We start from the raw sequence: 21,884 nt of genomic DNA, 5'->3' as shown, positions 1-21,884 counted from the left end.
AGTCAGCTATAATTAACAGTTAAGCACTTACAATCAATAAGGACAATAAATGCAGTGGTTAGCAATAGGTATGGGGGCTGCAATTGGAGCTTGCTTGAGAGCTTGGTTGGCTAAGCTCAATCCGCTGCACGCTTGGATTCCTTTGGGCACCCTGGGGGCTAATATCCTTGGTGGCCTGTTAATCGGTATGGCCATGGTAGTCTTTGTGAAAGTAGGACAAAATTGGCATCCTAACGTTAAGCTGTTTGTGATTACCGGCTTTTTGGGCGGGCTGACCACGTTTAGTACCTTTAGTAGTGAGGTATTTGGCTTATTGCACGATGGAAAGGTTGTGGCGGGTTTAGGCCTGATAGGGCTACACGTGCTATTTACTTTGACAGCCACTGCCATAGGGTATTATGTCACTCGACTGGTACTGTCTTAAGTTAGGCCCTGTCTTAAGTTAAGTACGGTTTGCAGTTAGTTGCTGTCTTAAGTTAAGTGTTAAGCCAATTCGTCTCGCCTGAGCTTACCCAGCTATTTGGTAGCTTGGCTAAAATCCGCCTAATTTTATTTTTTTGTTATTTAAAACCATCCTTTCTGACTGTAGTTAAGTTTTTTAGTTAAGCTCTTTGCTAGGGCTTTACCAACTCATCCAATAGCTTAGCAAAGCCTTGCATATAAGCTACTTCTTGGCTTTTTTCACGAGTGGCGGCAAATAATTGACAAAACACCCCATGTCTATTTTGATGGTGCATAGACGGAGGAAGGTCCTTATTTGAGCTATTTGGAGAAATAAGAGGCCGCGTCACAATCCAGCCTTTTTTCTCATATTCTGCGGCTACCCAATCGGGTAAAGCAGCAACTCCCCGCTCACTGGCGACCAACTGAATTAACATAGCGGTCAACTCTGTAGTCCGTATTTTGGCAAAACTAACCCCAGCTGGTGCCATGAATTTGGCAATCACATCCAGTCGTTTGGCCTCTACCGGATAAGCAATCAAAGTTTGATCCACAAGATCATTAGGAGCAATGCTCTGTTTGCTGGCTAGTGGATGGGTAGGGGATAACACCAGTCGGCTTTCATAGGTGAATAGAGGCTGGTAGCAGATGCCTTCCAACTCTAAATCGCTAGTAGTGATTAATAAATCGATATCACCTTCAGTCAATAGGTGATGAGGTTCCGGCTCAAAGCCGGTGGCAAAATCAAGCTCCACATCCGACCACTCGCGTCGGAACTGATTCAGAATAGGCATAAGCCAATCAAAACAACTATGACACTCAGAAGCCAAGCGAAGACGGCCAGCTTGACCATGAGCCAGCCTTTTTAAGTTATTTTTGGTTCTAATAACTTGAGGCAAGATATTGTCTGCTAGTTTTAGCACCACGTTACCTGCGGGGGTGAAGGTGAGCGGGCGAGTTCGGCGATTCACCAGTTTCACTCCATAATAACTTTCTAATTCTTTTAGTTGATGCGATACCGCAGAGGCGGTGACATGAAGCTCATCCGCAGCAGCGGCGAGCGAACCATGGGCACGTAAGGCTGATAAGGTTTGTAGATGACGAAGCTCAAGCATAGTTTTAGATCATTTCATTAGATGACTGTGGGCTCTATTCTACCCCATAACCTAGACTATATTCATCTGCTTAATCCAGCCCTAGATTATTGGCGTTGGAAAGAGAGGGGGCGGCTCTTTGGGTGAGGGATATTAAAGGGTTATTAAGTGGATAGTTATAAAAAAAGGTAGGGGTTATGGGTGTCAATAATAACCTATGAGAATAGGGAGTATAAAAATAACTTGCGGCAAGGGTAACTTTTACTTTATATTGAGCGCATACTGACGAGTCACATAGATTTACATTAGAGTAACTATTAGTTGAGAAATATTGGTAGTTGAGAAATATTGGTAGTTGAGAAGTATTGGTGGTTGAGAAGTATTGGCCTGAATCTTTATTTATTGAAATTGCTGATAATTACTTAATGAACGTTATTTTTTTGATGGTTGTGACTCAAAACTCACAAGGAAGATGGATAGCTGTTTTGTTTTTATGACAATTATTTCTATTATCAACATTAGATTATAAGAAACGTAAAAACCACTAAAGCAGTTAATCATAGTGAAATTGTCTATAGCAGAGTGAAAGAACGAGAGGGCAGTTAAGCCATAAACGACGTTTTTTCTGTCCCCGCTGCTGTGCTAATGAATGAATTCAGCATCTCCCTTTTAAACAAGTATTCTGAGATGGCAAGTGTGCTCACAGATTAACGCACTTGCTTATAGGGTTATGCATTGAGGATAAAGCTATGTGGAAAAATATGAGTTTGACCAGTAAGATTCTGGTCGCAATGGTACTAGGTATCATCCTAGGACTAATTTTTAACTATACCGGCTTAAACGCTGAAGGTAGTTTTGTTAACACTTATTTAGTAAATGGCTTATTTAGTATTATCGGTAAGCTGTTTGTTAACTCGCTAAAAATGTTGGTTGTACCCTTAGTGCTAATCTCACTTATCTGTGGGGTGTGTGGTATTGGTGACATCCGTTTGCTAGGTCGTATTGGTACTAAGACCTTTTTTATCTATATGTTCACTACCGCAATTGCCATTGCAACAGCCATTGGTCTTGGCTCAATATTTGGCATTGGTAAAGGGATGAACCTTAAGCCTGAGAACGCTTTTGAAGCCAAAGATGCGCCGCCTTTAATTGACGTTTTCTCAAATATTATTCCCTCTAACCCGATTAGTGCCATGGCCAATGGCGATATGCTATCTATCATCTTCTTTGCCATTTTAATTGGTATTAGTATTCTGATGGTAGGTAAGCCTGCTAAGGGTTTGGTGCAAAGTCTAGAACTGATTAATGAAGTTATCTTAAAAATGGTAACCATCATTATGAACCTAGCACCATACGGTGTATTTGCGCTGTTAGTAATAGCCATGTCAGATTTAGGCTTAGACCTGATGGTGTCATTATTCGGTTATGTGGCCGTATTGGTAGGCTCTTTGGCTTTCCACTTCTTTGTGACCATGATGATTATCCTAAAGCTTACTTCAGGACTATCGGTAAGAACTTTCTTAGCCAAAATGCGTGAAGTACAGATTTTCGCTTTTAGTACCTCCAGCTCGAACGCCACTATTCCAGTTAGCTTACGCACCGTAACCAAACGTATGGGTGTGGATAACTCTGTGGCGTCATTCACCATTCCTTTTGGTGCGACCATCAACATGGATGGTACCGCCATTATGCAGGGTACAGCCACTATCTTTATCGCCAATTTATACGGTATAGATTTAAGTGCAGGCCAGTACTTAATGGTTATCTTAATGTCAGTACTGGCATCTGTAGGTACGGCAGGGGTACCGGGTGTGGGCCTAATTATGCTGTCAATGGTCTTTGCTCAAGTGGGCTTACCTATCGAAGGTATTGGTCTAATCTTAGGTGTGGACCGTTTACTTGATATGTTACGTACCGCCGTAAACGTCGGTGGTGATGCGGCAGTGACTGCTATTGTGGCAAAGTCAGAAGAGAAAATGGACCTAGATGTTTATAATGACCCAGAAGCGGGCACCAAAGATGTGTTTGATGGTTACATTGATCCAGAAAGTGAACAAGAATTTGCTCATGTTATGAGTGATGGCATTATGGGTAGTGAATATGACGACTTAAATAAGCGCTAGATTTTGTTAATCAAGCGTTATTCCCTATGTCATTCCCTATAAAGTCATCATGTAAATCCATGACACGTAAAAAAAGCCCCAATATGTATTGGGGTTTTTTTATGCTCGTTATCTAATACTTGTTACATAATATGTGTCAAAGAGTTTTATCTTAGAACGTAAAATAGCAATAACTGGCTATTTAGCCCATCATATATTTGGTGACCATGGCCAAACAAACCAGAACAATCACTGGGCGAATAATTTTACTACCGCCTTTTACCACCATATGTGAGCCTGCATAAGCGCCTATGGTTTGTCCGACCATCATTGCTAGGCCAACCTTCCACAGCACATTACCACCGATAATAAAGAAAATAAGGGAGGCGATGTTGGTAGATAGGTTTAATACTTTGGCCGCCCCGGTAGCAGCGATGATTTGTCTGCCACGTAATGCCACATTCCCTAGAGCAAAAAACATACCCGTACCTGGACCGACATAGCCATCATAAAACCCAATCAAGGGGGCGACCACTCGTTGCCAAGTAGACTCTGATACCCTGGGCTCCGCTTCTACTTCGCCTAAACTTGGCGCAAATAAGGTATAAATACCGATAGCCGCAATCAAAAACGGGATAAGCTTTTCTAGCATATCAGGGGGAGACATCTGTACTGCGATGGTGCCTAGAACTGAGCCGATAAAAGCACCCGCAATGGCCAGTTTCATCTTTGAGGGTGAGACCACGCCTTTTTTTATCATTGTGATAGAAGCGGCTAAGGCGCCAGAAGCTGCTTGTAGTTTATTGGTACCTAGGGTTAAAACAGGAGGAATATTAGCTAATAACATAGCAGGAATGGTTAATAAACCACCACCACCTGCAATGGCATCAATAAATCCGGCGATAGCTGCCACTGCGGTTAACATCAAAATAACTTCAAGGGTTAAGGAAAAATCCATAAACGATGTCCAAAAATTAAGCTAAGGGCATAGATGGCTTAGCTGAATATAAATATAAATATAAAGGTTGAAAAAACAGGGTGAAGACGACTATTGGACTACATCAAATCAAGTTGTGGATTATAGCATGCAGTAAAAATATGCCAGTGATTGGATGCTGTAGCAGCGAGTATTTCATCTATTGGTAAAACTTACTGTTTTATTGAATCGACTGCTTTATTGAATAAAGAAGGTAGAAGATAAAGGTTTAGCTATTTGTAGATTTCAAATTTTTATCTCGATACAGCAGACTTTTCTGCTACCATAAATGCGAAATGTATAAAGATAAATTAATAAATTAAATAAATTGATGGGTTAGTAAATCAGTCCATTAGCAAGATAGTGAGGAAGCATGGTATTTCAAAAACTAAAAAAATTCTTTGAATATGAGGCGGCAGGAGGCATTGTATTGGCAATTGCTGCCATTGCAGCGATGATTGTCGCTAACTCACCACTAAGCCACTGGTATGAGTCTTTTATTCATGCCCCAGTGGTGGTGCAGGTTGGAAAACTTATTATCGATAAAGATGCGCATCATTGGATTAATGATGGGTTGATGGCGGTATTCTTCTTTTTAGTGGGCTTAGAGCTCAAGCGAGAAGTATTGATTGGCGAGCTGTCAAACATTAAGCAAATTGTATTACCTGCAGCAGCGGCGATAGGCGGTATGGCCGTACCAGCTTTGGTCTACGTAGCATTTAACCACAATAACCCAGAGTATTTAGCAGGCTGGGCTATTCCTGCGGCAACTGACATTGCATTTGCTATTGGTATCCTAAGCTTATTGGGAAGCCGAGTCCCCAACGCACTGAAGATATTTTTGGTATCCATCGCTATTTTTGATGATATTGGGGCGATCTTAATTATTGCCTTATTTTATACCAGTGATTTATCTTTACTGTCGTTAGCAGTAGCAGGGTTATGTCTGCCCTTCCTCTATTTACTTAATAAGCGTAATGTCACAGCGATTACCCCTTATTTATTCTTTGGCATAATCATGTGGATTGCGGTGCTTAAATCTGGGGTTCATGCCACTTTAGCAGGGGTATTGTTGGCGTTGTTTATTCCTATGGTTAATACGGATGACCCTGAGCACTCGCCACTCGAAGATTTAGAGCATGACTTACATGGTACAGTGGCTTTTGCGATTCTACCGCTATTTGCTTTTGCCAACGCTGGTATTTCACTGCAGGGCGCAGGTTTTGCCCAGTTGTTTCATTCGGTACCCTTTGGTATCACCGCCGGTTTATTCCTAGGTAAACAGGTGGGCATTATGCTTATGACTTGGGCCATTATCAAATCAGGTATGGCATCATTGCCCAATGGTACCAACTTTAAGCAGATCTATGGTGTCTCTCTGCTTTGTGGGGTGGGCTTCACTATGAGTTTATTCATTAGTGGCCTGGCATTTGGTGGAAGAACGGAAGGTTTTGATCCGCGTTTGGGTATTATTTTAGGGTCTATTATTTCTGGCGTCGTAGGGTATTTGGTGCTGAAATATACTTTAAAAGAAGAGACGGCAACGGGTATCACGGCTTTAGACTTAACCAAAAGCTAGTGAAGATAATGCTGTAAAAATAAAGTAAATAGGTAAGTTGATAAGATAAATGAAACATACCGGCCAGAAGAGAGAGGGTTTCTTGCTCTTTTAGCCGGATTCACAAAGGGAACAATATCATTGTGAAAATAAGATGTTTGTTGTTGATAACGGCTGTCGTACTGTCAGGATTAACGGGGTGTGCCACCCTATCAAAGCAGGAATGTATGATAGGTAATTGGCAAGCGATTGGCTTTGCCGATGGCGCCGCCGGCAGGACACCTGATTATTTAAACAATCACAATAAAGCTTGCGCTAAAGTAGGAGTAGCTGCAGATTATAGAGCTTGGGAGCAAGGCCGCAAAGAGGGTCTAAAGCAGTATTGTACTGAGACCAATGCTTATCAAATTGGGCGTAGAGGGGCGCAGATGAGCCCTGTGTGTCCAGCCAATGTTGCTGCTAACTTAGAGCGTATTAATGCTGATGGTCGTCAGTACTACTTGTTGAATAAACAGTTAGGTATCGAGCAAGATCGCCTAAAAAAATACCAAGATGATTACGATAAGCTGCGCAGAGGGAATAATTTAAACTTCACCAGCGAAAAAGAGGCACGTAGTTATTTGCTTGAGTTACCGGCTAAAGCTAACAAAGTAAATCAGCGTATTAAAAATATAGAGCAAGCCCTTGAGCAGCTACAGCGACAATATGGCTATTAATGTCAATCTAGTCACTGCAATCGCTGTATTTTTGAGTATAGAGGTCTGGTTTATAAGACTTTGGTGTAGAAGGCTTCGGTTTACAAGGCTTTGGTTTAGAAGGGTAGGGATTTGGAATGAGTAACTGTTTTGTTACACAAATTAATCAAAATTATGAAAAGAATACTAACAGCCGTGACAAGAGATAACAGACAGTGCTGAGATGGCGACTATAATAGTCAACAGATTAATTATTTTTAGTGCAATTTTTATAAAACTAAATTAACAATTGCTCTATTTTTCCATCCCTTTAATTACAATAACTTTTGGAGATTTTTATGAAAAAGCTACTAACTTTATTACCTCTAAGCTTAGTTATGGCCGCTTGTGCAACTAGCCCAACGACTACTGCACCAAGCGCAGCCGCTAATAAAGCCTATGACCGTATGGCGCCTGAACAGTTTATCTGTGAAGACAATGCTACTGTAAACGCTAAATACTCAATTGATGGTGAGCAAGCTACAATCAATGCAAGCCTACCTAAAGCTAACTGGAATAACCAAACTGTAATTATGGATATCGCACAGGCAGCTTCAGGCTCACGCTATGTAAATAACGCCAGTCAAAACGTTACTTATGATTGGCATACCAAAGGTGATCTAGGTATCATGCGCCTAACATGGGCAGACGGTACTGAATATGCGGTTAAATGTGAGCGTAGATAAGTTGGTGTTTAAAAGCTTAAGCTAAAGTTTTAAACATAGCCGACTTAGATATAGCTCGCTTTAGACGTAGCTAAGATATAAAGAAAACAGCAATGACCATTAGTCATTGCTGTTTTTTTGCATTAAGTTCTGTAATTTTTTCATATAGTTGGCAAGTTGTTCTACCATATTTTTTTTGGTCTGTTATAATGTGCGACTTGGTAAACTAGACGATCGCCGTTTTGCTTTGGCAGAAGGGAGGAAAGTCCGGGCTACATAAGGCAGCGTGCCAGCTAACGGCTGGGCGGGGTAACCCGACGACAAGTGCAGCAGAGAGCAGACCGCCTCAATTAAGCTATACAGCCTAGCTGTAAAGTGTGAGGTAAGGGTGAAAGGGTGCGGTAAGAGCGCACCGCATGGCTGGCAACAGTTCATGGCAAGGTAAACTCCACGCGTAGCAAGACCAAATAGGTGTCCATTACTTGTCGCCTGCAGGGGACACGGGTAGGTTGCTCGAGCGTATTGGCAACGATACGCCTAGATGAATGATCGTTCACGACAGAACCCGGCTTATCGGTTTACCAAAAATCTTTTATGCTTACTACAAAAAAGCGTATATAATAGCCACTTGCTAATGAAATAGCAGAGATTTTCCCTTAAATTTAAAATATTTTCACTTTTTTTGCATTTAGGGGTTGACGGCTTATAATGTTTTAGGGATAATACCGCCCTCAAATGGCGATGTAGCTCAGCTGGTTAGAGCGCACGACTCATAATCGTGAGGTCAAGAGTTCAAGTCTCTTCATCGCCACCATATATTTGGCCATTAGCGCCTAAAATAGCCGATTACTTTGCCATATCAAGCTAAGTAGTTGGCTTTTTTTATGTCTCTTCGTTTTGTTGGTATTCTCAACTTAATCATTTAGTTAACTGCTAGCTGTTTAGTTAATTGTATGGCTAAACGTTTAAAAGTTAGATGGGATTTACGCTGACAATAACGCTCAAAAAACTCAGTTTTGACCTGTGTCAATTAACATTGCATTTCTATCACTTACAAGCTAAGTTAAAGCTGATAGAATAGATGACCTTAACATATTTTTTACTTCATTTTTTATTAATGAACTCAACAACTAGGTAGCCGCAAGACGTGACCGCATTATCAAATATTCGAAATTTCTCAATCATCGCCCATATTGACCATGGTAAATCAACCTTGGCTGATCGCTTTATTCAGACTTGTGGTGCGCTGCAGGATCGTGAAATGCAGGCCCAAGTCTTAGACTCAATGGATATTGAGCGTGAGCGTGGTATTACTATTAAAGCGCAGTCAGTGACCTTGTATTATGATCACCCCAATGGCGAGCGCTATCAGCTTAACTTCATTGATACTCCAGGCCACGTAGACTTCTCTTATGAAGTTTCACGTTCACTGGCTGCTTGTGAAGGGGCCTTACTGGTTGTGGATGCCGCTCAAGGGGTAGAAGCCCAGTCTGTAGCTAACTGCTATACCGCTGTGGACTTAGGTCTAGAAGTGCTACCCGTCCTGAATAAGATTGATTTACCACAGGTTGAGCCGGAGCGAGTTATTCAAGAAATTGAAGACATTATTGGCATTGAAGCCATTGATGCTCCCCGAGTCTCTGCAAAGTCAGGTCTTGGTGTTGATGAATTATTAGAAGCTTTAGTTGAGCGCATTCCAGCCCCAACTGGGGAACGTGATGCTCCGCTTCAAGCGTTAATTATTGACTCATGGTTTGATAATTATTTGGGCGTGGTTTCTTTGGTGCGTGTACGCCAAGGTACTATCAAGAGTGGGGATAAAATTTTAATTAAGTCGACTATGGATTCACATTTAGTGACCTCCATTGGTGTTTTCACCCCGAAGCCCCTAGAAACTGGCAAATTAGAAGCCGGTGAAGTGGGTTTTGTTATCGCCGGTATTAAAGACATCCATGGGGCGCCAGTGGGGGATACCATTACTCATGCTAGCACACCTGATGTTGAGCTAATTCCTGGGTTTAAACAAATTACTCCTCAGGTCTATGCTGGCTTATTCCCAGTGGATTCAGGCGACTTTGAGAAGTTCCGTGAAGCGCTACAAAAGCTACAGATCAATGACTCAGCCTTATTCTTTGAGCCAGATACCTCAGATGCTCTAGGTTTTGGTTTCCGTTGTGGTTTTCTGGGTATGTTGCACATGGAAATCATTCAAGAGCGTTTAGAGCGAGAATACAACCTTGATTTGATTACCACAGCGCCGTCAGTAATCTATGAAATTAAAAAGAAAAACGGTGAAGTCATGCTCGTGGACAACCCCTCTAAACTACCAGATCCTGGTTTTGTAGAGGAATTCCGTGAGCCCATTGCGCGCTGTCAGATTCTTGTACCGCAAGATTATTTGGGTAACGTGATGACCCTATGTATGGAGCGCCGTGGAGTGCAAGTTGACATGCGCTTTATGGGTAAACAAGTGCAGCTGGTTTTTGATATTCCGCTTGGTGAAGTTGTGATGGACTTCTTTGACCGTTTAAAATCTGTGTCACGTGGATTTGCTTCATTAGACTATGAGTTTGACCGTTATGAAGTGGATAAACTGGTTAAGGTAGATGTGTTAATCAACGGCGATAAAGTAGATGCTTTAGCCATGATTTGTCACCAAGAGCAAGCCCGTTATCGTGGCAACCAGTTGGTTGAGAAGATGAAAGAGCTGATCCCAAGACAGATGTTTGATGTGGCAATTCAAGCCGCTATTGGCAGCCAGATTATTGCCCGTAGTACGGTTAAAGCGATGCGTAAAGACGTTCTTGCTAAGTGTTACGGTGGTGACGTATCTCGTAAGAAAAAGCTACTAGCTAAGCAAAAAGAAGGTAAAAAGCGCATGAAGCAAGTGGGTAGTGTGGAAATTCCACAAGAGGCCTTCTTGGCGGTATTGCAAGTGGATAATCAGTAAGCTTATCCTAATAAAATCGATCGCAAGGGCTTAGCTTCTAAGCCCTATGATCTGAATCCTATGACTTAAATAAAAACAACTAGCCAAGACTTTGAGTGATTAGCTTTTTAGTAGACTTGGAATAATAACAAAGCGGTTAAGGCAGCAGTATGGACTTTGATTTTAATTTAATTTTAGTGCCAGTAACCTTGATTCTTGGGGTGATATGGCTGCTTGATAAGTTTTGGCTTAAGCAACACAAGAGCGCTAAGACAGGTAATTCGAAAGAGCTTCAGGCGGCCCAGGACAATTTAGCGAATAAAAAAGCCGCTTATATTCAGGCTTTGTCTGAGCACGATATGTTCAATGAGAACAGCAATCAGGACTTAGATACGATTAACGTCAGTGACGCACCTATGCCAGTTAAGCAGGCTGAGCGTGAATATCGTGAAGCCAAAAGACTGGCCAATCAATCGATCTCCCAGAAGGCTTCTCATTCCTCTAAAGAGCACTTTTTAATTCGCTGGGCTCATGATTACTTTCCAGTATTAGCGATTGTGTTGGTAGTGCGCTCATTCATTGTTGAGCCGTTTAATATTCCCTCTTCATCTATGGTGCCCACTTTATATACTGGTGATTTTGTAGCGGTAAATAAATATGCTTATGGCATTCGCTTACCGTTAACCTATAATAAAGTGATCGATATAGGTGAGCCACAGCACGGTGATGTGGTGGTGTTCCGTTATCCAGAAAACCCGAAAATTTATTACATTAAGCGTATTATTGGCTTACCTGGTGATGAAGTTAGCTTTAACAATGGCCAGCTGTCAGTAAATGGGCAACCCGTTCCGAGTGAGCAAGTTGAGTTTACGGCAGATGAGGCTTTAACCAATCAACTTTATACTCCAGTTAAAAGCAGCGATCCTAGCCGTGAGTGGGACTTGTCCCCTGAGGATGCGGTTATGGTGGCGCAAAGTGAAGAGCGCGGCGCACGATATTTTCAGGAGAAGTTAGGTGAGCATAGCTACTTACGTCGTTACTTGTCTCCTAATCTATTACGTGCTGAATACTCAAACTTTTTACAGCAGCCGATAGAATATGATAGCAGCTGGAGCGTAAGTGTTCCTGAGGGTAATTACTTCGTAATGGGTGATAACTCAGACCGTAGTGAAGACGGCCGTTATTGGGGCTTCGTACCTGATGAGAACTTGGCTGGTAAAGCGGTTTATGTGTGGATGCACAAAAAGCCTGGCTTGTCTAACATGCCGACCTTCAGCCATAACCGCGCTATTGACTAAGTAAAATTTTATCAAGCGGTGTATCAAATCTTTAACCGTGCATATCACAATAAAGTGTAAAGTGTCATGTAATAAAGACAGTTGATGCGCCGTAGTAAGTCCATACATCACCTTGATTTAGATACCCTATACTTAAATAACATAAGCTTAACTACCCTAATTTAACCCCTTCAATTAATATACCTAGCTGTTTCTGACACCTCCTTGAGTCCAGTAATAGTTATTAATATGCCGAAATAATATGCCAAAAGTTTTTAAAAAAGAAAGCGGTGATAGCGAGAAGATAACAGAAGTTGCTGAGATAGTGTCTCCTAATAAGCAGCCTCCTAAACAGCGCTATATAAACTTTGAAAAAGGTTTGCCTAGTTTGCAAAGAGCGTTGGGCTATACTTTTAAAGACACCACTCTGGCAAAGTTGGCTTTAACCCATCGCTCGTATGATGGCAAAATTAACTATGAGCGACTGGAGTTTTTGGGCGATGCCCTGCTAGGGATGATTATAGGTGAAGCGCTATATTACCAATACCCTAATCAAGATGAAGGTCGGCTGACGCGTATGCGGGCTACCTTAGTTCGTCAAGAGTCACTAGTTATTGTGGCGCAAAAGCTTAACTTATCTTCGCATCTAATTTTGGGAGTTGGTGAGCGCAAGGGTGGTGGTCGTGAGCGAGCGTCAATATTGGCAGATACGGTTGAATCTTTAATTGGTGCCATTTATCTAGACAGTCAAAGTGTGGATGTGGTTAAAGCTTGCGTCCTAAGTTGGTTTGCTGAACTCATTGATAATGTGAATGATCAGCGGGTGTTAAAAGATGCCAAAAGCCGACTGCAAGAGTGGCTGCAAGGTCATAAGTATGAGCTACCCAACTATGAGTTACTAGAAACCCAAGGCAATGCCCCTAATCAAATTTTTATTGTGCGCTGTGAGGTAGACGTACCTCATACCACTCCTATAGTTGAGTCAGGTGAGAGTCGCCGTATTGCTGAACAAAAGACAGCAGAGAAGATGATTAACCAGTTAAATAAGCTCGTTAGTGATCGTATTATTAAATTAAAACCTTAAGCCTCTTAATTCAAGAAGTTTCAGAAGATAACATCGGATAAATAGACATATGTCAAATGCACCACAAGAAAACCAACCTTTAGCTAACGAATCAAAAGACGCGACTGACAATTTGTTAGATAGCTTCTTTAATGATGAATCGTTACCTGAAGATTATCGAGCTGGCTATGTGGCCATCGTTGGTCGCCCTAACGTCGGTAAATCAACCCTAATGAATCACATGTTGGGGCAGAAGTTATCCATTACCTCACGTAAGCCACAAACTACCCGTCATCGCATTCATGGTATTTTATCTAATGAAGAGATGCAGGCGGTATTTGTCGATACCCCTGGTATTCATAGCAATGAAGTACGCCTTATTAACGAGCGTATGAATAAGGCTGCCTTCTCCGCTTTAGTTGATGTGGACTTGGTACTATTTGTGGTAGATGGTGAGCAGTGGCGGGAAGACGATCTATTAACACTTGAAAAAATTGGCGAGACTGATACCCCTGTGGTATTGGTTATCAATAAGGCGGACACTATCAAAGATAAAGGTTCAATCTTGCCTTTGATTGAAACCTATCATGAGAACTTTGACTTTGCCGATATTGTTCCGGTCTCTGCTCTAAAAAACCAAAACTTAGAGCGTTTGCAACAAGTGATTCGCTCCCATCTGCCTCAAGGCACTCCCATCTACGATACTGAGCAAATTACAGATCGCAGCGAGCGCTTCTTAGCCAGTGAAATAATTCGCGAAAAAATCATGCGTCAATCAGGCGATGAGGTTCCTTATGATTTAACGGTGCAGATTGATGAATTCAAAGATGAGCCGGCACATATTGATCCTAAAACTGGTCGTAAACGTAAAGCGGTAACTTTTATTGATGCCACTATATTCGTTGAGCGTAATGGTCAAAAAGCCATTATTATTGGCGATAAAGGCAGTCGTATCAAGCAAGTGGGTATCGCTGCCCGCGAAGATATGGAAGCTTTGTTCGAGCGTAAAATTATGCTCAACTTATGGGTTAAAGTTAAACAAGGGTGGTCAGATGATGCCCGTGCCTTAACCAGTTTAGGATACTAATAGTCAGACTTGTGAAATAGGGCGATGAGGTCAGGCTTGGACCAGTCATTAATCTATAGGATGGATAATAACGTTGCGTAATGAACCACTACACGCGTATAGTTTGCACCAGCGCCCCTACCAAGAAAAAAGAAGTATCTATTATTTGTTTACCAAAGAGCATGGGGTGTTGCATGGTATTGGTAAAAAAGGGATTCCACAGTTTGCTCCATTAATGCTGTTTGCAACCGGTAAAAAATCGTTAAAAACCTTGCAACAGGTGAATATCGTCGAGGTGGTACCCAGTTTAATGGGGCAACAGCAATATGCTGCTTTATATGTCAATGAGATCACGTTAAAGTTACTGCCGGTTGAAGACAGTATGCCCATTGTCTATGCGCAATACGCTCATACTATAACTCAGTTGCAGCAGCAATTAAGCTTGGTTGAACTAAAGCTTGTGCTTCGCTGTTATGAGCAAGTTTTATTCAGCGAGCTTGGTTTTGCGATTGACCTTGAGCAAGACAGTGAACAGCAGCTCATTGAGAAAGAACAGTACTACTATTTTGCGGCAGATAGAGGATGGGTAAAGCCGTCAGCCACTGAGTCGCAACAGCAAAGAAGTTCGAGCAATCAAGGCCCCCAGTCCTCTACGGCCGCAACCTTGGCCTCGCCCTCTAACTTTGGTCATCGCAATCCCTCCGCTTTTATGCGACAGTCGCCTGTTAAAGGAGAGACAATTCTTGCCATGCAGGCAGGTATTAGTGTACCTACTATTGACAGCTGGACCCAAATTCATCGTCAACTTATTGATTACTTATTTGATTATCAGCCATTACAGAGTCGTATCTTATGGCAACAGTTTTATCGTTATCAATAAGGTATGATAGATAGGCCATGACTGTTATAAAGCCCCTATATTAGGATTGGAGTCAGTTATGAATGCTTATCAAGATATCAGTTATTATTCTCGGTTATTTTTATCAGTTATCTAGGGTGAACTCTTATGAATAAAATGGTGCAGTCCTCTTCAAATACTCCGTTATTGGGCGTTAACATTGATCATGTGGCTACTTTACGCCAAGCCCGAGGGGTTAGCTATCCAGACCCTATTGAAGCGGCGCTTCTTTGTGAGCAAGCAGGAGCAGATGGTATCACCCTTCACTTACGAGAAGACAGACGTCATATTGTTGATGAAGACGTTTATCGCATGAAGCCTTTATTAAAGACTCGTATGAATTTAGAGATGGCCACCACTGAAGAGATGCTCAATATTGCGCTCAAGGTAAAACCTGAATGGGTATGCTTGGTGCCAGAGAAGCGGGAAGAGTTGACCACAGAGGGCGGCTTAGATGTGGCTTCACAGCAACAGCATCTTAAGGGCTATATAGCAGCTTTGCATGAGGCGGGTATACAGGTTTCATTATTTGTTGACCCTGAGTCGAAGCAGATAGATGCTGCACTTGCTTGTGCGGCTGATGCTGTTGAGCTACATACCGGTCAGTATTCACAAGCAGCGCTAGCAGGTGACAGTGCCGCTACTGCCCACGAATTACAAAGAATTCAAAGTGCCACAGCCTACGCATTGTCGGCGCAAGATAAGTTCATCGTTAATGCTGGTCATGGTCTCACTCGAGATAACGTCTATCCTATTGCCAGTATCCCAGGGATATATGAGCTTAATATTGGTCACGCCTTAATTGCAGATAGCGTATTTATGGGGCTTGAAAAAGCGGTTCAGGCTATGAAGCAAGCAATGCAAGGCTAATTGTACTAATCTTATCAGAATAATCACGGGCAACCAGTCTTTTTAACGCTGTAAGGCTTGAATCGATAGCTGCCTTGTTGGTTAAGAGAGATTTGATACATATTGTGGGTTAGGTGGTCGTTAGGACAGTATTTAATATGGCCAAAATGCCCACGAGGTAACCCACTGTCTCCAAAGAATTTAATATAGTGGCGTCGCCCTGCTCTGAGATATATCCTTCCGTAATCCAAGTTTAGGGGTTGTTTTAGTAGCATTTTATTGACTGCTGGGTCAAATTGATGGTTGTTGTCGCTATCGGTAAAAATCAGTAGATACTCTTCAGCTTGATTATGGCAATGATAATTAGCATCCGCTAAACATAATAGGCTGTTTTGACGCTGCATAAAGCTTTGAGCTTTGGCAACTCTAAAGGCATTTGTTATTTGATTGCGTACTTCTTTGGCTTCCCAGCGTTCCAATGTCCCAACAAATGAGGGCAAGGCTATCGAAATTAATGTGATAAGTAACAACAAAGTTAGTAGTAATTCTATTAAAGTAAATCCTTTGTTTTGACCTCTTTTGTTTGGGTTAAGTTTAAGGTTGTCACAGTTCTGGTGAGCTCTTTGATTTAGTAACTTAACAATAGGAAACGACATTATAGGTCAACCTTACAGTATAAAACAGCCTTCATTTGGACATAGCCCAGTGATAGCCGAGTATTTGTGGCAATATTTAACCTAGTGTCAAATTTTGTTACATTTGGTGAAAATCTAGGCATAAAGGATAGAACTATTTGAGTATATGTATTAGAATTGCCATTAGTAAGTTGTGTATCACATTTAGTTATATTTAATTACATATAATTAAATCACATAAAAAATTAATGTATTGATTAGATTGTGATTAATTAACATTAATTACTTATTAATAGAATACAATGTAATTGGCAAGTGATTTATGTATTTTTTTATATGTATTAGATGACTGGGTCACAAAAATATGTTGTAAATAAATTAATTTATATATAAGCTATTATGCGAAAGTATAAATTAGTACTCGGTTCATTTTTTTTATGAGCTAAGTATTACAAATTAGAGATATTAAGTGTTTTTTGCACACAAACCGTCCCTTGGAGGAAGTTTATGAAACTTAACAAAATTACTTTGGCTTTAATTGCCGCTGCTGCAGCGCCAGTAATGGCAACTGCTGGTGTAACTGTGAGCCCAGTTTTACTTGGTTATCACTTCACTGAAACTAACGATGATGACTACGTAAAAGAAGATCTTAAATTCTCTACTGAAGATGATCTATATACTGGTGCTGCTCTAGGTATCGAATTGACTCCTTCAACTCAATTCCAAGTTGAATATGGTGTTACTGATTCTGATGCTTTTGATGAAAATGGCAAAGCATTTGGTGATGCTGAACGTGAAATGATCAGTGGTAACTTCCTAGTTGGCTTTGACGAGTTCTCAGGCTACCGTGATACTGCTTTCCGTCCATACGCTTTAATTGGGGCTGGTCAACAAAAAATTGAAGTTAAAGACAAAGGTGGTAAACAAGTTCGTCAAACCACTGATACCATTGGTAACCTAGGTCTAGGTGCTATGTACCGTATCAACGATGCTTTAAGCCTACGTGGTGAAGCTCGTGCGATCCATAACTTTGATTATGATCTATGGGATTACATGGGTCTAGCTGGTCTAGAAGTAGTTCTAGGCGGCCACTTAGCGCCAGCAGTAGCTGCTCCAGTAGCAGTTGTTGAACCAACTCCAGTTATCGTTGTTGAAGCTGACCAAGACAGCGATGGTGACGGCGTAATCGACAGCTTAGACCAGTGTCCAAACACTCCAGCTAACGTAGTAGTTGACGAAACTGGTTGTCCAGTACAAGTTCAGATCGATGACGAACTGAAAATGGAACTACGCGTATTCTTCGATAACGACAAATCAGTTATCAAAGAGCAGTACAAACCAGAAATCGCTAAAGTAGCAGAAAAAATGCGTGAGTATCCAAACTCATCAGCTAGCATCGAAGGTCACGCTTCTAAGACTGGTCCATCAGCTCGCTACAACCAGCGTCTATCTGAAGCCCGTGCAATCGCAGTTAAGACTATGCTAACTAACGAATTCGGCGTAGCTCCTAACCGTCTAAGCACTGTTGGTTACGGTTATGACCGTCCAATCGCGCCAAACGATACTGAAGAAGGTCGCGCAATGAACCGTCGTGTGTACGCTGTTATCACTGGTAACAAAACCATGACTGTTGACCAAACTAAAGATATGAACGTTCAGTAATATCTTGAGTATGTTTTAGTAGTTATTTAAAAAAAAGCTGCCAAATTGGTGGCTTTTTTTTGTTATATACTTTGAGTAACCTTTACATTTTTCTTAAAGCATTCATAAAATCAGTTAATTAACTGTAATACAAAGGTGTTATACTGCGAGCGTGAAAAGAGTTACTGATTATTACCCGAAAAATATTGAGTCTTCAAAATATGTCTAATGAAATACAAAATTTACGCAATATCGCTATTATTGCTCACGTCGACCATGGTAAAACAACCCTAGTTGATACATTATTACATCAATCTGGTACCTTCGACGATCGTGCAAATATTGCGGAACGCGCAATGGATTCAGGCGCAATTGAGCAGGAACGTGGTATTACGATTCTTGCAAAAAATACAGCCATTAAATGGCGACATCCCAAAACAGATATCGAATATCGCATTAATATTGTAGATACCCCAGGTCACGCCGACTTTGGTGGGGAAGTAGAGCGCGTAATGTCTATGGTTGACTGCGTACTACTGGTGGTTGATGCCATTGATGGTCCTATGCCACAAACTCGATTCGTTACTCAAAAGGCGTTCGAGCAAGGCTTGAAACCTATTGTTGTGATTAACAAGATTGACCGTCCTGGTTCACGTCCTGATTGGGTAATGGATCAAATATTTGATCTATTTGACAATTTGGGTGCCAGTGATGAACAACTAGATTTTAACGTTGTTTATGCTTCAGCTCTTAATGGCATCGCTGGTCTAGATGCAGATAACTTAGCTGATGACATGACCCCATTATTTGAAACCATTGTGGATAAAGTTGAACCACCACAAGTGGATGCGGATGCGCCATTCCGTATGCAGATTTCAAGCCTAGATTATAATAACTTCGTAGGGGTTATAGGTGTTGGACGTATTGAGCGTGGTCGTATTTCTACCAATACTCCAGTAACCGTTATTGATAAAGACGGTAAAACTCGCAATGGTCGTATCCTTAAAATTATGGGTTACCATGGCCTAGATCGTATTGATGTTGAGGAAGCACAGGCGGGTGATATTATCTGTATTACGGGTATTGATGCTTTAAATATCTCTGATACTATTTGTGATCCCAACCATGTTGAAGCTTTACCACCATTAACAGTGGATGAGCCAACAGTTTCTATGACCTTCCAAGTAAACAACTCTCCTTTCGCAGGGCGTGAAGGTAAATTTGTTACTTCACGTAATATCCGTGAACGTTTAGAGCGCGAGCTTATTCATAACGTTGCCTTACGTGTAGAAGATACTGATTCGGCTGAGAAATTTAAGGTTTCTGGTCGTGGTGAGCTGCACTTATCAGTATTGATTGAAAATATGCGTCGCGAAGGTTATGAATTAGCAGTTTCACGTCCAGAAGTTATTGTTAAAGAAGTTGACGGTAAACTTCAAGAGCCGTATGAAAACGTAATCTTTGATGTGGAAGAGCAGCACCAAGGTACCATCATGGAGCAGGTTGGTCTGCGTAAAGGTGAAATGACCGATATGCAACTTGATGGTAAAGGTCGTATGCGTATCGAAGCTGTTATGCCAGCACGTGGTCTTATTGGCTTCCGCTCTGAGTTCATGACGTTAACTTCTGGTACTGGTATTTTAACCTCAAGTTTCTCACATTATGGTCCTCAGAAAGTGGGTGATGTGGGTGGTCGTGTTAATGGGGTGTTAGTATCAATGGCAAACGGCGTTTGCTTGGGCTATGCCTTATTTAACCTTCAAAAGCGTGGTAAGCTGTTTGCGGAACCTCAACTTGAAGTGTATGAGGGTATGATTGTTGGTCTTAACTCACGTAGTGACGACATGGTGGTTAACCCAACTACCGCTAAGCAGTTAACCAACGTACGTGCCAGTGGTACCGATGAAGCGTTAACTCTAGTTCCACCTATTAAGTTCACTTTAGAACAAGCGCTTGAGTTTATCGAAGATGACGAGCTAGTTGAAGTAACTCCTAAGTCGATACGTCTACGTAAGAAATATTTGACTGAAAGTGAGCGTAAGCGTCACGGTCGTAAAAAAGAGAAGTAAATCAGCTACTTATATCCATAAGTCATAATGTGAAAAAAGCTTTGATGAAAGTCTAGGTTTTATAAAGCTTATAGCTTACTGTAAAGCTAAAGATTGTTTACATTTTGACTACGGATCGGTATTTGATAAGAGTTAATATAGGCACATAGTCTATGTTAACTCTTTTTGTTTACCCAATTATTTTTAACATATTCTAAAAGAAACAAAACAACTCATCTTTCTTGATGAGCTTCTATTTATTTTTACCCCTTTTTTTATACAAGTGTGATAAGCATTTACTTATATGCTTACTGTAGTTGCTTGTGCTTTTTTTGTTAATCTTTTGGAGGATTAATTATGAGTATAATTTCAGAGTTTAAAGAGTTTGCCCTAAAGGGTAACGTTATGGATTTGGCAGTGGGTGTGATCATCGGTGGCGCATTCTCAGGCATCACCAACTCTTTAGTTGAAGATGTGATTATGCCAATCGTTGCTTTCATCGCTGGTGGTGAGATTAACTTTAAGAATATGTTCATTTTATTAGGTGATGCCCCAGAAGGCGTTGCCATGACTTATGATGCCTTAAAAGCAGCGGGTGTTCCTTTACTGGCATATGGTAGCTTCATAACGGTACTTATTAATTTCTTAATCTTAGCCTTCATTATCTTCATGATGGTGAAAGGTATGAACAAAATGCGTCGTAATAATGATGTGGAAGAGGTGGTTGAAGAGACTCCGTCAGAAGAAGTTTTATTGCTTCGTGAAATTAGCCAAAAGCTAAGCAAGTAACTCTTAATATACAGTAGCTATAAATACAGTAATTATTAATACAGAAACCACTCAAAGCAGTAATTCTCAATTTAGTAATGGTATAAGTTACAAGACACTTAAAAGTAAAAAAGGAGGCTAACCTTAGGTTAGTCTCTTTTTTATTTGCCAAAATTCAGGCTTATTCTGTGATCTTTATTGTGCTTTATGAGCGGGGCTCAGGCTGGCAGTTTGGACAAAAAGTACTAGCACGACCAGTAATAGTCACCTTCTCAATAGGAGTGTCACAGGTGGGACAGGGCATTTTGTGCCTGCCATAGACCAGTAAAGTCTGCTGAAAATAACCGGTAGTGCCACTGGCCACGGTAAAATCTCTTAGTGTAGAGCCACCTTGGGTAATGGCACGTTTTAATATTGCACGAATATGCTCTGCTAATACAGAGAGCTGGGATTTGGTAAGTTTATTGGCGGGAGTGCTAGGATGAATACCAGATAAAAAGAGGCTTTCAGTGGCATAAATATTGCCTACACCTACCACAAAAACTTGATCCATTATCACCGCTTTGATTGGGCGACTGATGGGCTTTAAGGGAGGTTTATTAAGCTGATTTCGAGCTTCGTTTTCAGAGATACGATGAACTTTATCGTATAAATAGTCTCCTGAGAACTCTGCATCCAAAGGCTCTGCTCCCAAGTGAGCTAACAGTTTTTGTTCATAGTCTTCCAACCACAAAATAGCGCCGAAGCGGCGAGGGTCATGGTAGTGTAACTGAATTGATTTTTCCGAGTTATTATCACTAGCGTACTGCATGATTACATGGTCATGCTTACGTTTATCTGTGCCTGTGGGAAATTGTTGCAAACTGCCAGACATGCCCAAGTGAATGATTAAAGCCTTGGTATGTGGCTGCGTGGTAGCGACTTCAGCTGTGCCAGGCTGCATATTATTTTTAAAATGCAAAATTAAATACTTAGCTCGGCGCTGAATATTATCTAGCACATAGCCTTGCAGGCTATCAATATCCTCGGGGACCTGCCAACGTAGCTTAGGTTGAAAGACCTCAACTGTTTCTACTTTTTTATTAAGTAGCGGCTTTAAACTTGTTTTAGTAGTTTCGACTTCAGGTAACTCAGGCATAA

At 41.3% G+C, this 21,884-nt stretch carries 18 protein-coding genes, 1 tRNA gene and 1 other RNA gene; 16 read left to right on the top strand and 4 right to left on the bottom strand.

The features are described from left to right. Positions 1–49 precede the first annotated feature (49 nt). Positions 50–424, top strand: a complete 375-nt coding sequence (gene crcB / locus G561_RS0103460) for a fluoride efflux transporter CrcB (RefSeq protein ID WP_028858305.1) — start codon at positions 50–52, stop codon at positions 422–424. Positions 425–614: 190 nt separating this feature from the next. Here crcB and G561_RS0103455 read toward each other — a convergent pair whose 3' ends face one another. Next, positions 615–1,556 (bottom strand): LysR family transcriptional regulator, encoded by a 942-nt coding sequence (locus tag G561_RS0103455; RefSeq protein ID WP_028858304.1) that lies wholly within the window; start codon positions 1,554–1,556, stop codon positions 615–617. Positions 1,557–2,284: 728 nt separating this feature from the next. Between G561_RS0103455 and G561_RS0103450 the strand changes: the two genes are divergently transcribed. Next, positions 2,285–3,658, top strand: coding sequence for a dicarboxylate/amino acid:cation symporter (locus tag G561_RS0103450; RefSeq protein ID WP_028858303.1), 1,374 nt, complete (start codon positions 2,285–2,287; stop codon positions 3,656–3,658). Positions 3,659–3,839: 181 nt separating this feature from the next. On the opposite strand, the gene G561_RS0103445 is transcribed toward G561_RS0103450, so the two are convergent. Then, positions 3,840–4,595: a TSUP family transporter gene (locus G561_RS0103445; protein WP_028858302.1), complete on the bottom strand. Its 756-nt coding sequence runs from the start codon at positions 4,593–4,595 to the stop codon at positions 3,840–3,842. Between the two features lie 391 nt (positions 4,596–4,986). Between G561_RS0103445 and nhaA the strand changes: the two genes are divergently transcribed. From nhaA to pdxJ, 11 genes are all read left to right on the top strand, one after another. After that, a complete protein-coding gene (nhaA, locus tag G561_RS0103440) occupies positions 4,987–6,192 on the top strand; it encodes a Na+/H+ antiporter NhaA (RefSeq protein WP_028858301.1) in 1,206 nt (401 codons plus the stop codon). A gap of 206 nt (positions 6,193–6,398) precedes the next feature. Then, the gene (locus G561_RS0103435; RefSeq protein ID WP_081794354.1) at positions 6,399–6,887 is read left to right on the top strand and encodes a DUF2799 domain-containing protein; all 489 of its coding nucleotides are present in this window, start codon (positions 6,399–6,401) and stop codon (positions 6,885–6,887) included. A 317-nt stretch (positions 6,888–7,204) separates the two neighbouring features. Then, positions 7,205–7,591 carry an MliC family protein gene (locus tag G561_RS0103430; protein ID WP_028858299.1) on the top strand — a complete coding sequence of 129 codons (387 nt, stop codon included), beginning with the start codon at positions 7,205–7,207 and terminating at the stop codon, positions 7,589–7,591. 197 nt (positions 7,592–7,788) lie between these two features. Beyond that, positions 7,789–8,159, top strand: an RNA gene (gene rnpB / locus G561_RS14935) — RNase P RNA component class A. 148 nt (positions 8,160–8,307) lie between these two features. Continuing rightward, a tRNA-Met gene (locus G561_RS0103425) sits at positions 8,308–8,384 on the top strand. Positions 8,385–8,717: 333 nt separating this feature from the next. Then, complete coding sequence (lepA, locus tag G561_RS0103420; RefSeq protein ID WP_028858298.1) at positions 8,718–10,520, top strand: translation elongation factor 4; 1,803 nt, start codon at positions 8,718–8,720, stop codon at positions 10,518–10,520. Positions 10,521–10,669: 149 nt separating this feature from the next. After that, positions 10,670–11,797, top strand: coding sequence for a signal peptidase I (gene lepB, locus G561_RS0103415; RefSeq protein WP_028858297.1), 1,128 nt, complete (start codon positions 10,670–10,672; stop codon positions 11,795–11,797). Positions 11,798–12,038: 241 nt separating this feature from the next. Beyond that, complete coding sequence (gene rnc / locus G561_RS0103410; RefSeq protein ID WP_028858296.1) at positions 12,039–12,860, top strand: ribonuclease III; 822 nt, start codon at positions 12,039–12,041, stop codon at positions 12,858–12,860. A 49-nt stretch (positions 12,861–12,909) separates the two neighbouring features. Further along, positions 12,910–13,926 (top strand): GTPase Era, encoded by a 1,017-nt coding sequence (era, locus tag G561_RS0103405; protein WP_028858295.1) that lies wholly within the window; start codon positions 12,910–12,912, stop codon positions 13,924–13,926. 73 nt (positions 13,927–13,999) lie between these two features. Then, entirely contained in the window at positions 14,000–14,785 is a 786-nt protein-coding gene (gene recO, locus G561_RS0103400) for a DNA repair protein RecO (RefSeq protein WP_028858294.1), read from the top strand. A gap of 126 nt (positions 14,786–14,911) precedes the next feature. After that, positions 14,912–15,673, top strand: a complete 762-nt coding sequence (gene pdxJ, locus G561_RS0103395) for a pyridoxine 5'-phosphate synthase (RefSeq protein ID WP_028858293.1) — start codon at positions 14,912–14,914, stop codon at positions 15,671–15,673. A 23-nt stretch (positions 15,674–15,696) separates the two neighbouring features. Here pdxJ and G561_RS13870 read toward each other — a convergent pair whose 3' ends face one another. Next, positions 15,697–16,308, bottom strand: coding sequence for a prepilin-type N-terminal cleavage/methylation domain-containing protein (locus G561_RS13870; RefSeq protein ID WP_115342978.1), 612 nt, complete (start codon positions 16,306–16,308; stop codon positions 15,697–15,699). A gap of 486 nt (positions 16,309–16,794) precedes the next feature. On the opposite strand from G561_RS13870, the gene G561_RS0103385 reads away from it, so the two are divergent. The 3 genes from G561_RS0103385 to mscL all read left to right on the top strand — a co-directional run bounded on the left by G561_RS0103385 (position 16,795) and on the right by mscL (position 20,765). Next, positions 16,795–17,949: an OmpA family protein gene (locus tag G561_RS0103385; RefSeq protein WP_028858292.1), complete on the top strand. Its 1,155-nt coding sequence runs from the start codon at positions 16,795–16,797 to the stop codon at positions 17,947–17,949. A 200-nt stretch (positions 17,950–18,149) separates the two neighbouring features. Further along, positions 18,150–19,997: a translational GTPase TypA gene (gene typA, locus G561_RS0103380; RefSeq protein WP_028858291.1), complete on the top strand. Its 1,848-nt coding sequence runs from the start codon at positions 18,150–18,152 to the stop codon at positions 19,995–19,997. Positions 19,998–20,333: 336 nt separating this feature from the next. Continuing rightward, a complete protein-coding gene (mscL, locus tag G561_RS0103375; RefSeq protein WP_028858290.1) occupies positions 20,334–20,765 on the top strand; it encodes a large conductance mechanosensitive channel protein MscL in 432 nt (143 codons plus the stop codon). Positions 20,766–20,949: 184 nt separating this feature from the next. On the opposite strand, the gene mutM is transcribed toward mscL, so the two are convergent. Next, a complete protein-coding gene (gene mutM, locus G561_RS0103370; RefSeq protein ID WP_028858289.1) occupies positions 20,950–21,882 on the bottom strand; it encodes a bifunctional DNA-formamidopyrimidine glycosylase/DNA-(apurinic or apyrimidinic site) lyase in 933 nt (310 codons plus the stop codon). Positions 21,883–21,884: the final 2 nt, after the last annotated feature.

Source organism: Psychrobacter phenylpyruvicus DSM 7000 = NBRC 102152 (assembly GCF_000685805.1).
GTDB classification, from domain to species: Bacteria; Pseudomonadota; Gammaproteobacteria; order Pseudomonadales; family Moraxellaceae; genus Psychrobacter; species Psychrobacter phenylpyruvicus.
Note: the sequence above shows the minus strand (reverse complement) of the source record. Positions and strands in the feature narration are given on the sequence as shown.

Coding starts and splice junctions, on each gene's coding strand:
- crcB (WP_028858305.1), top strand. CDS start 50: ATGCAGTGGTTAGCAATAGGTATGGGGGCTGCAATTGGAGCTTGCTTG.
- G561_RS0103455 (WP_028858304.1), bottom strand. CDS start 1,556: ATGCTTGAGCTTCGTCATCTACAAACCTTATCAGCCTTACGTGCCCAT.
- G561_RS0103450 (WP_028858303.1), top strand. CDS start 2,285: ATGTGGAAAAATATGAGTTTGACCAGTAAGATTCTGGTCGCAATGGTA.
- G561_RS0103445 (WP_028858302.1), bottom strand. CDS start 4,595: ATGGATTTTTCCTTAACCCTTGAAGTTATTTTGATGTTAACCGCAGTG.
- nhaA (WP_028858301.1), top strand. CDS start 4,987: ATGGTATTTCAAAAACTAAAAAAATTCTTTGAATATGAGGCGGCAGGA.
- G561_RS0103435 (WP_081794354.1), top strand. CDS start 6,399: ATGATAGGTAATTGGCAAGCGATTGGCTTTGCCGATGGCGCCGCCGGC.
- G561_RS0103430 (WP_028858299.1), top strand. CDS start 7,205: ATGAAAAAGCTACTAACTTTATTACCTCTAAGCTTAGTTATGGCCGCT.
- lepB (WP_028858297.1), top strand. CDS start 10,670: ATGGACTTTGATTTTAATTTAATTTTAGTGCCAGTAACCTTGATTCTT.
- rnc (WP_028858296.1), top strand. CDS start 12,039: ATGCCAAAAGTTTTTAAAAAAGAAAGCGGTGATAGCGAGAAGATAACA.
- era (WP_028858295.1), top strand. CDS start 12,910: ATGTCAAATGCACCACAAGAAAACCAACCTTTAGCTAACGAATCAAAA.
- pdxJ (WP_028858293.1), top strand. CDS start 14,912: ATGAATAAAATGGTGCAGTCCTCTTCAAATACTCCGTTATTGGGCGTT.
- G561_RS13870 (WP_115342978.1), bottom strand. CDS start 16,308: ATGTCGTTTCCTATTGTTAAGTTACTAAATCAAAGAGCTCACCAGAAC.
- G561_RS0103385 (WP_028858292.1), top strand. CDS start 16,795: ATGAAACTTAACAAAATTACTTTGGCTTTAATTGCCGCTGCTGCAGCG.
- typA (WP_028858291.1), top strand. CDS start 18,150: ATGTCTAATGAAATACAAAATTTACGCAATATCGCTATTATTGCTCAC.
- mscL (WP_028858290.1), top strand. CDS start 20,334: ATGAGTATAATTTCAGAGTTTAAAGAGTTTGCCCTAAAGGGTAACGTT.
- mutM (WP_028858289.1), bottom strand. CDS start 21,882: ATGCCTGAGTTACCTGAAGTCGAAACTACTAAAACAAGTTTAAAGCCG.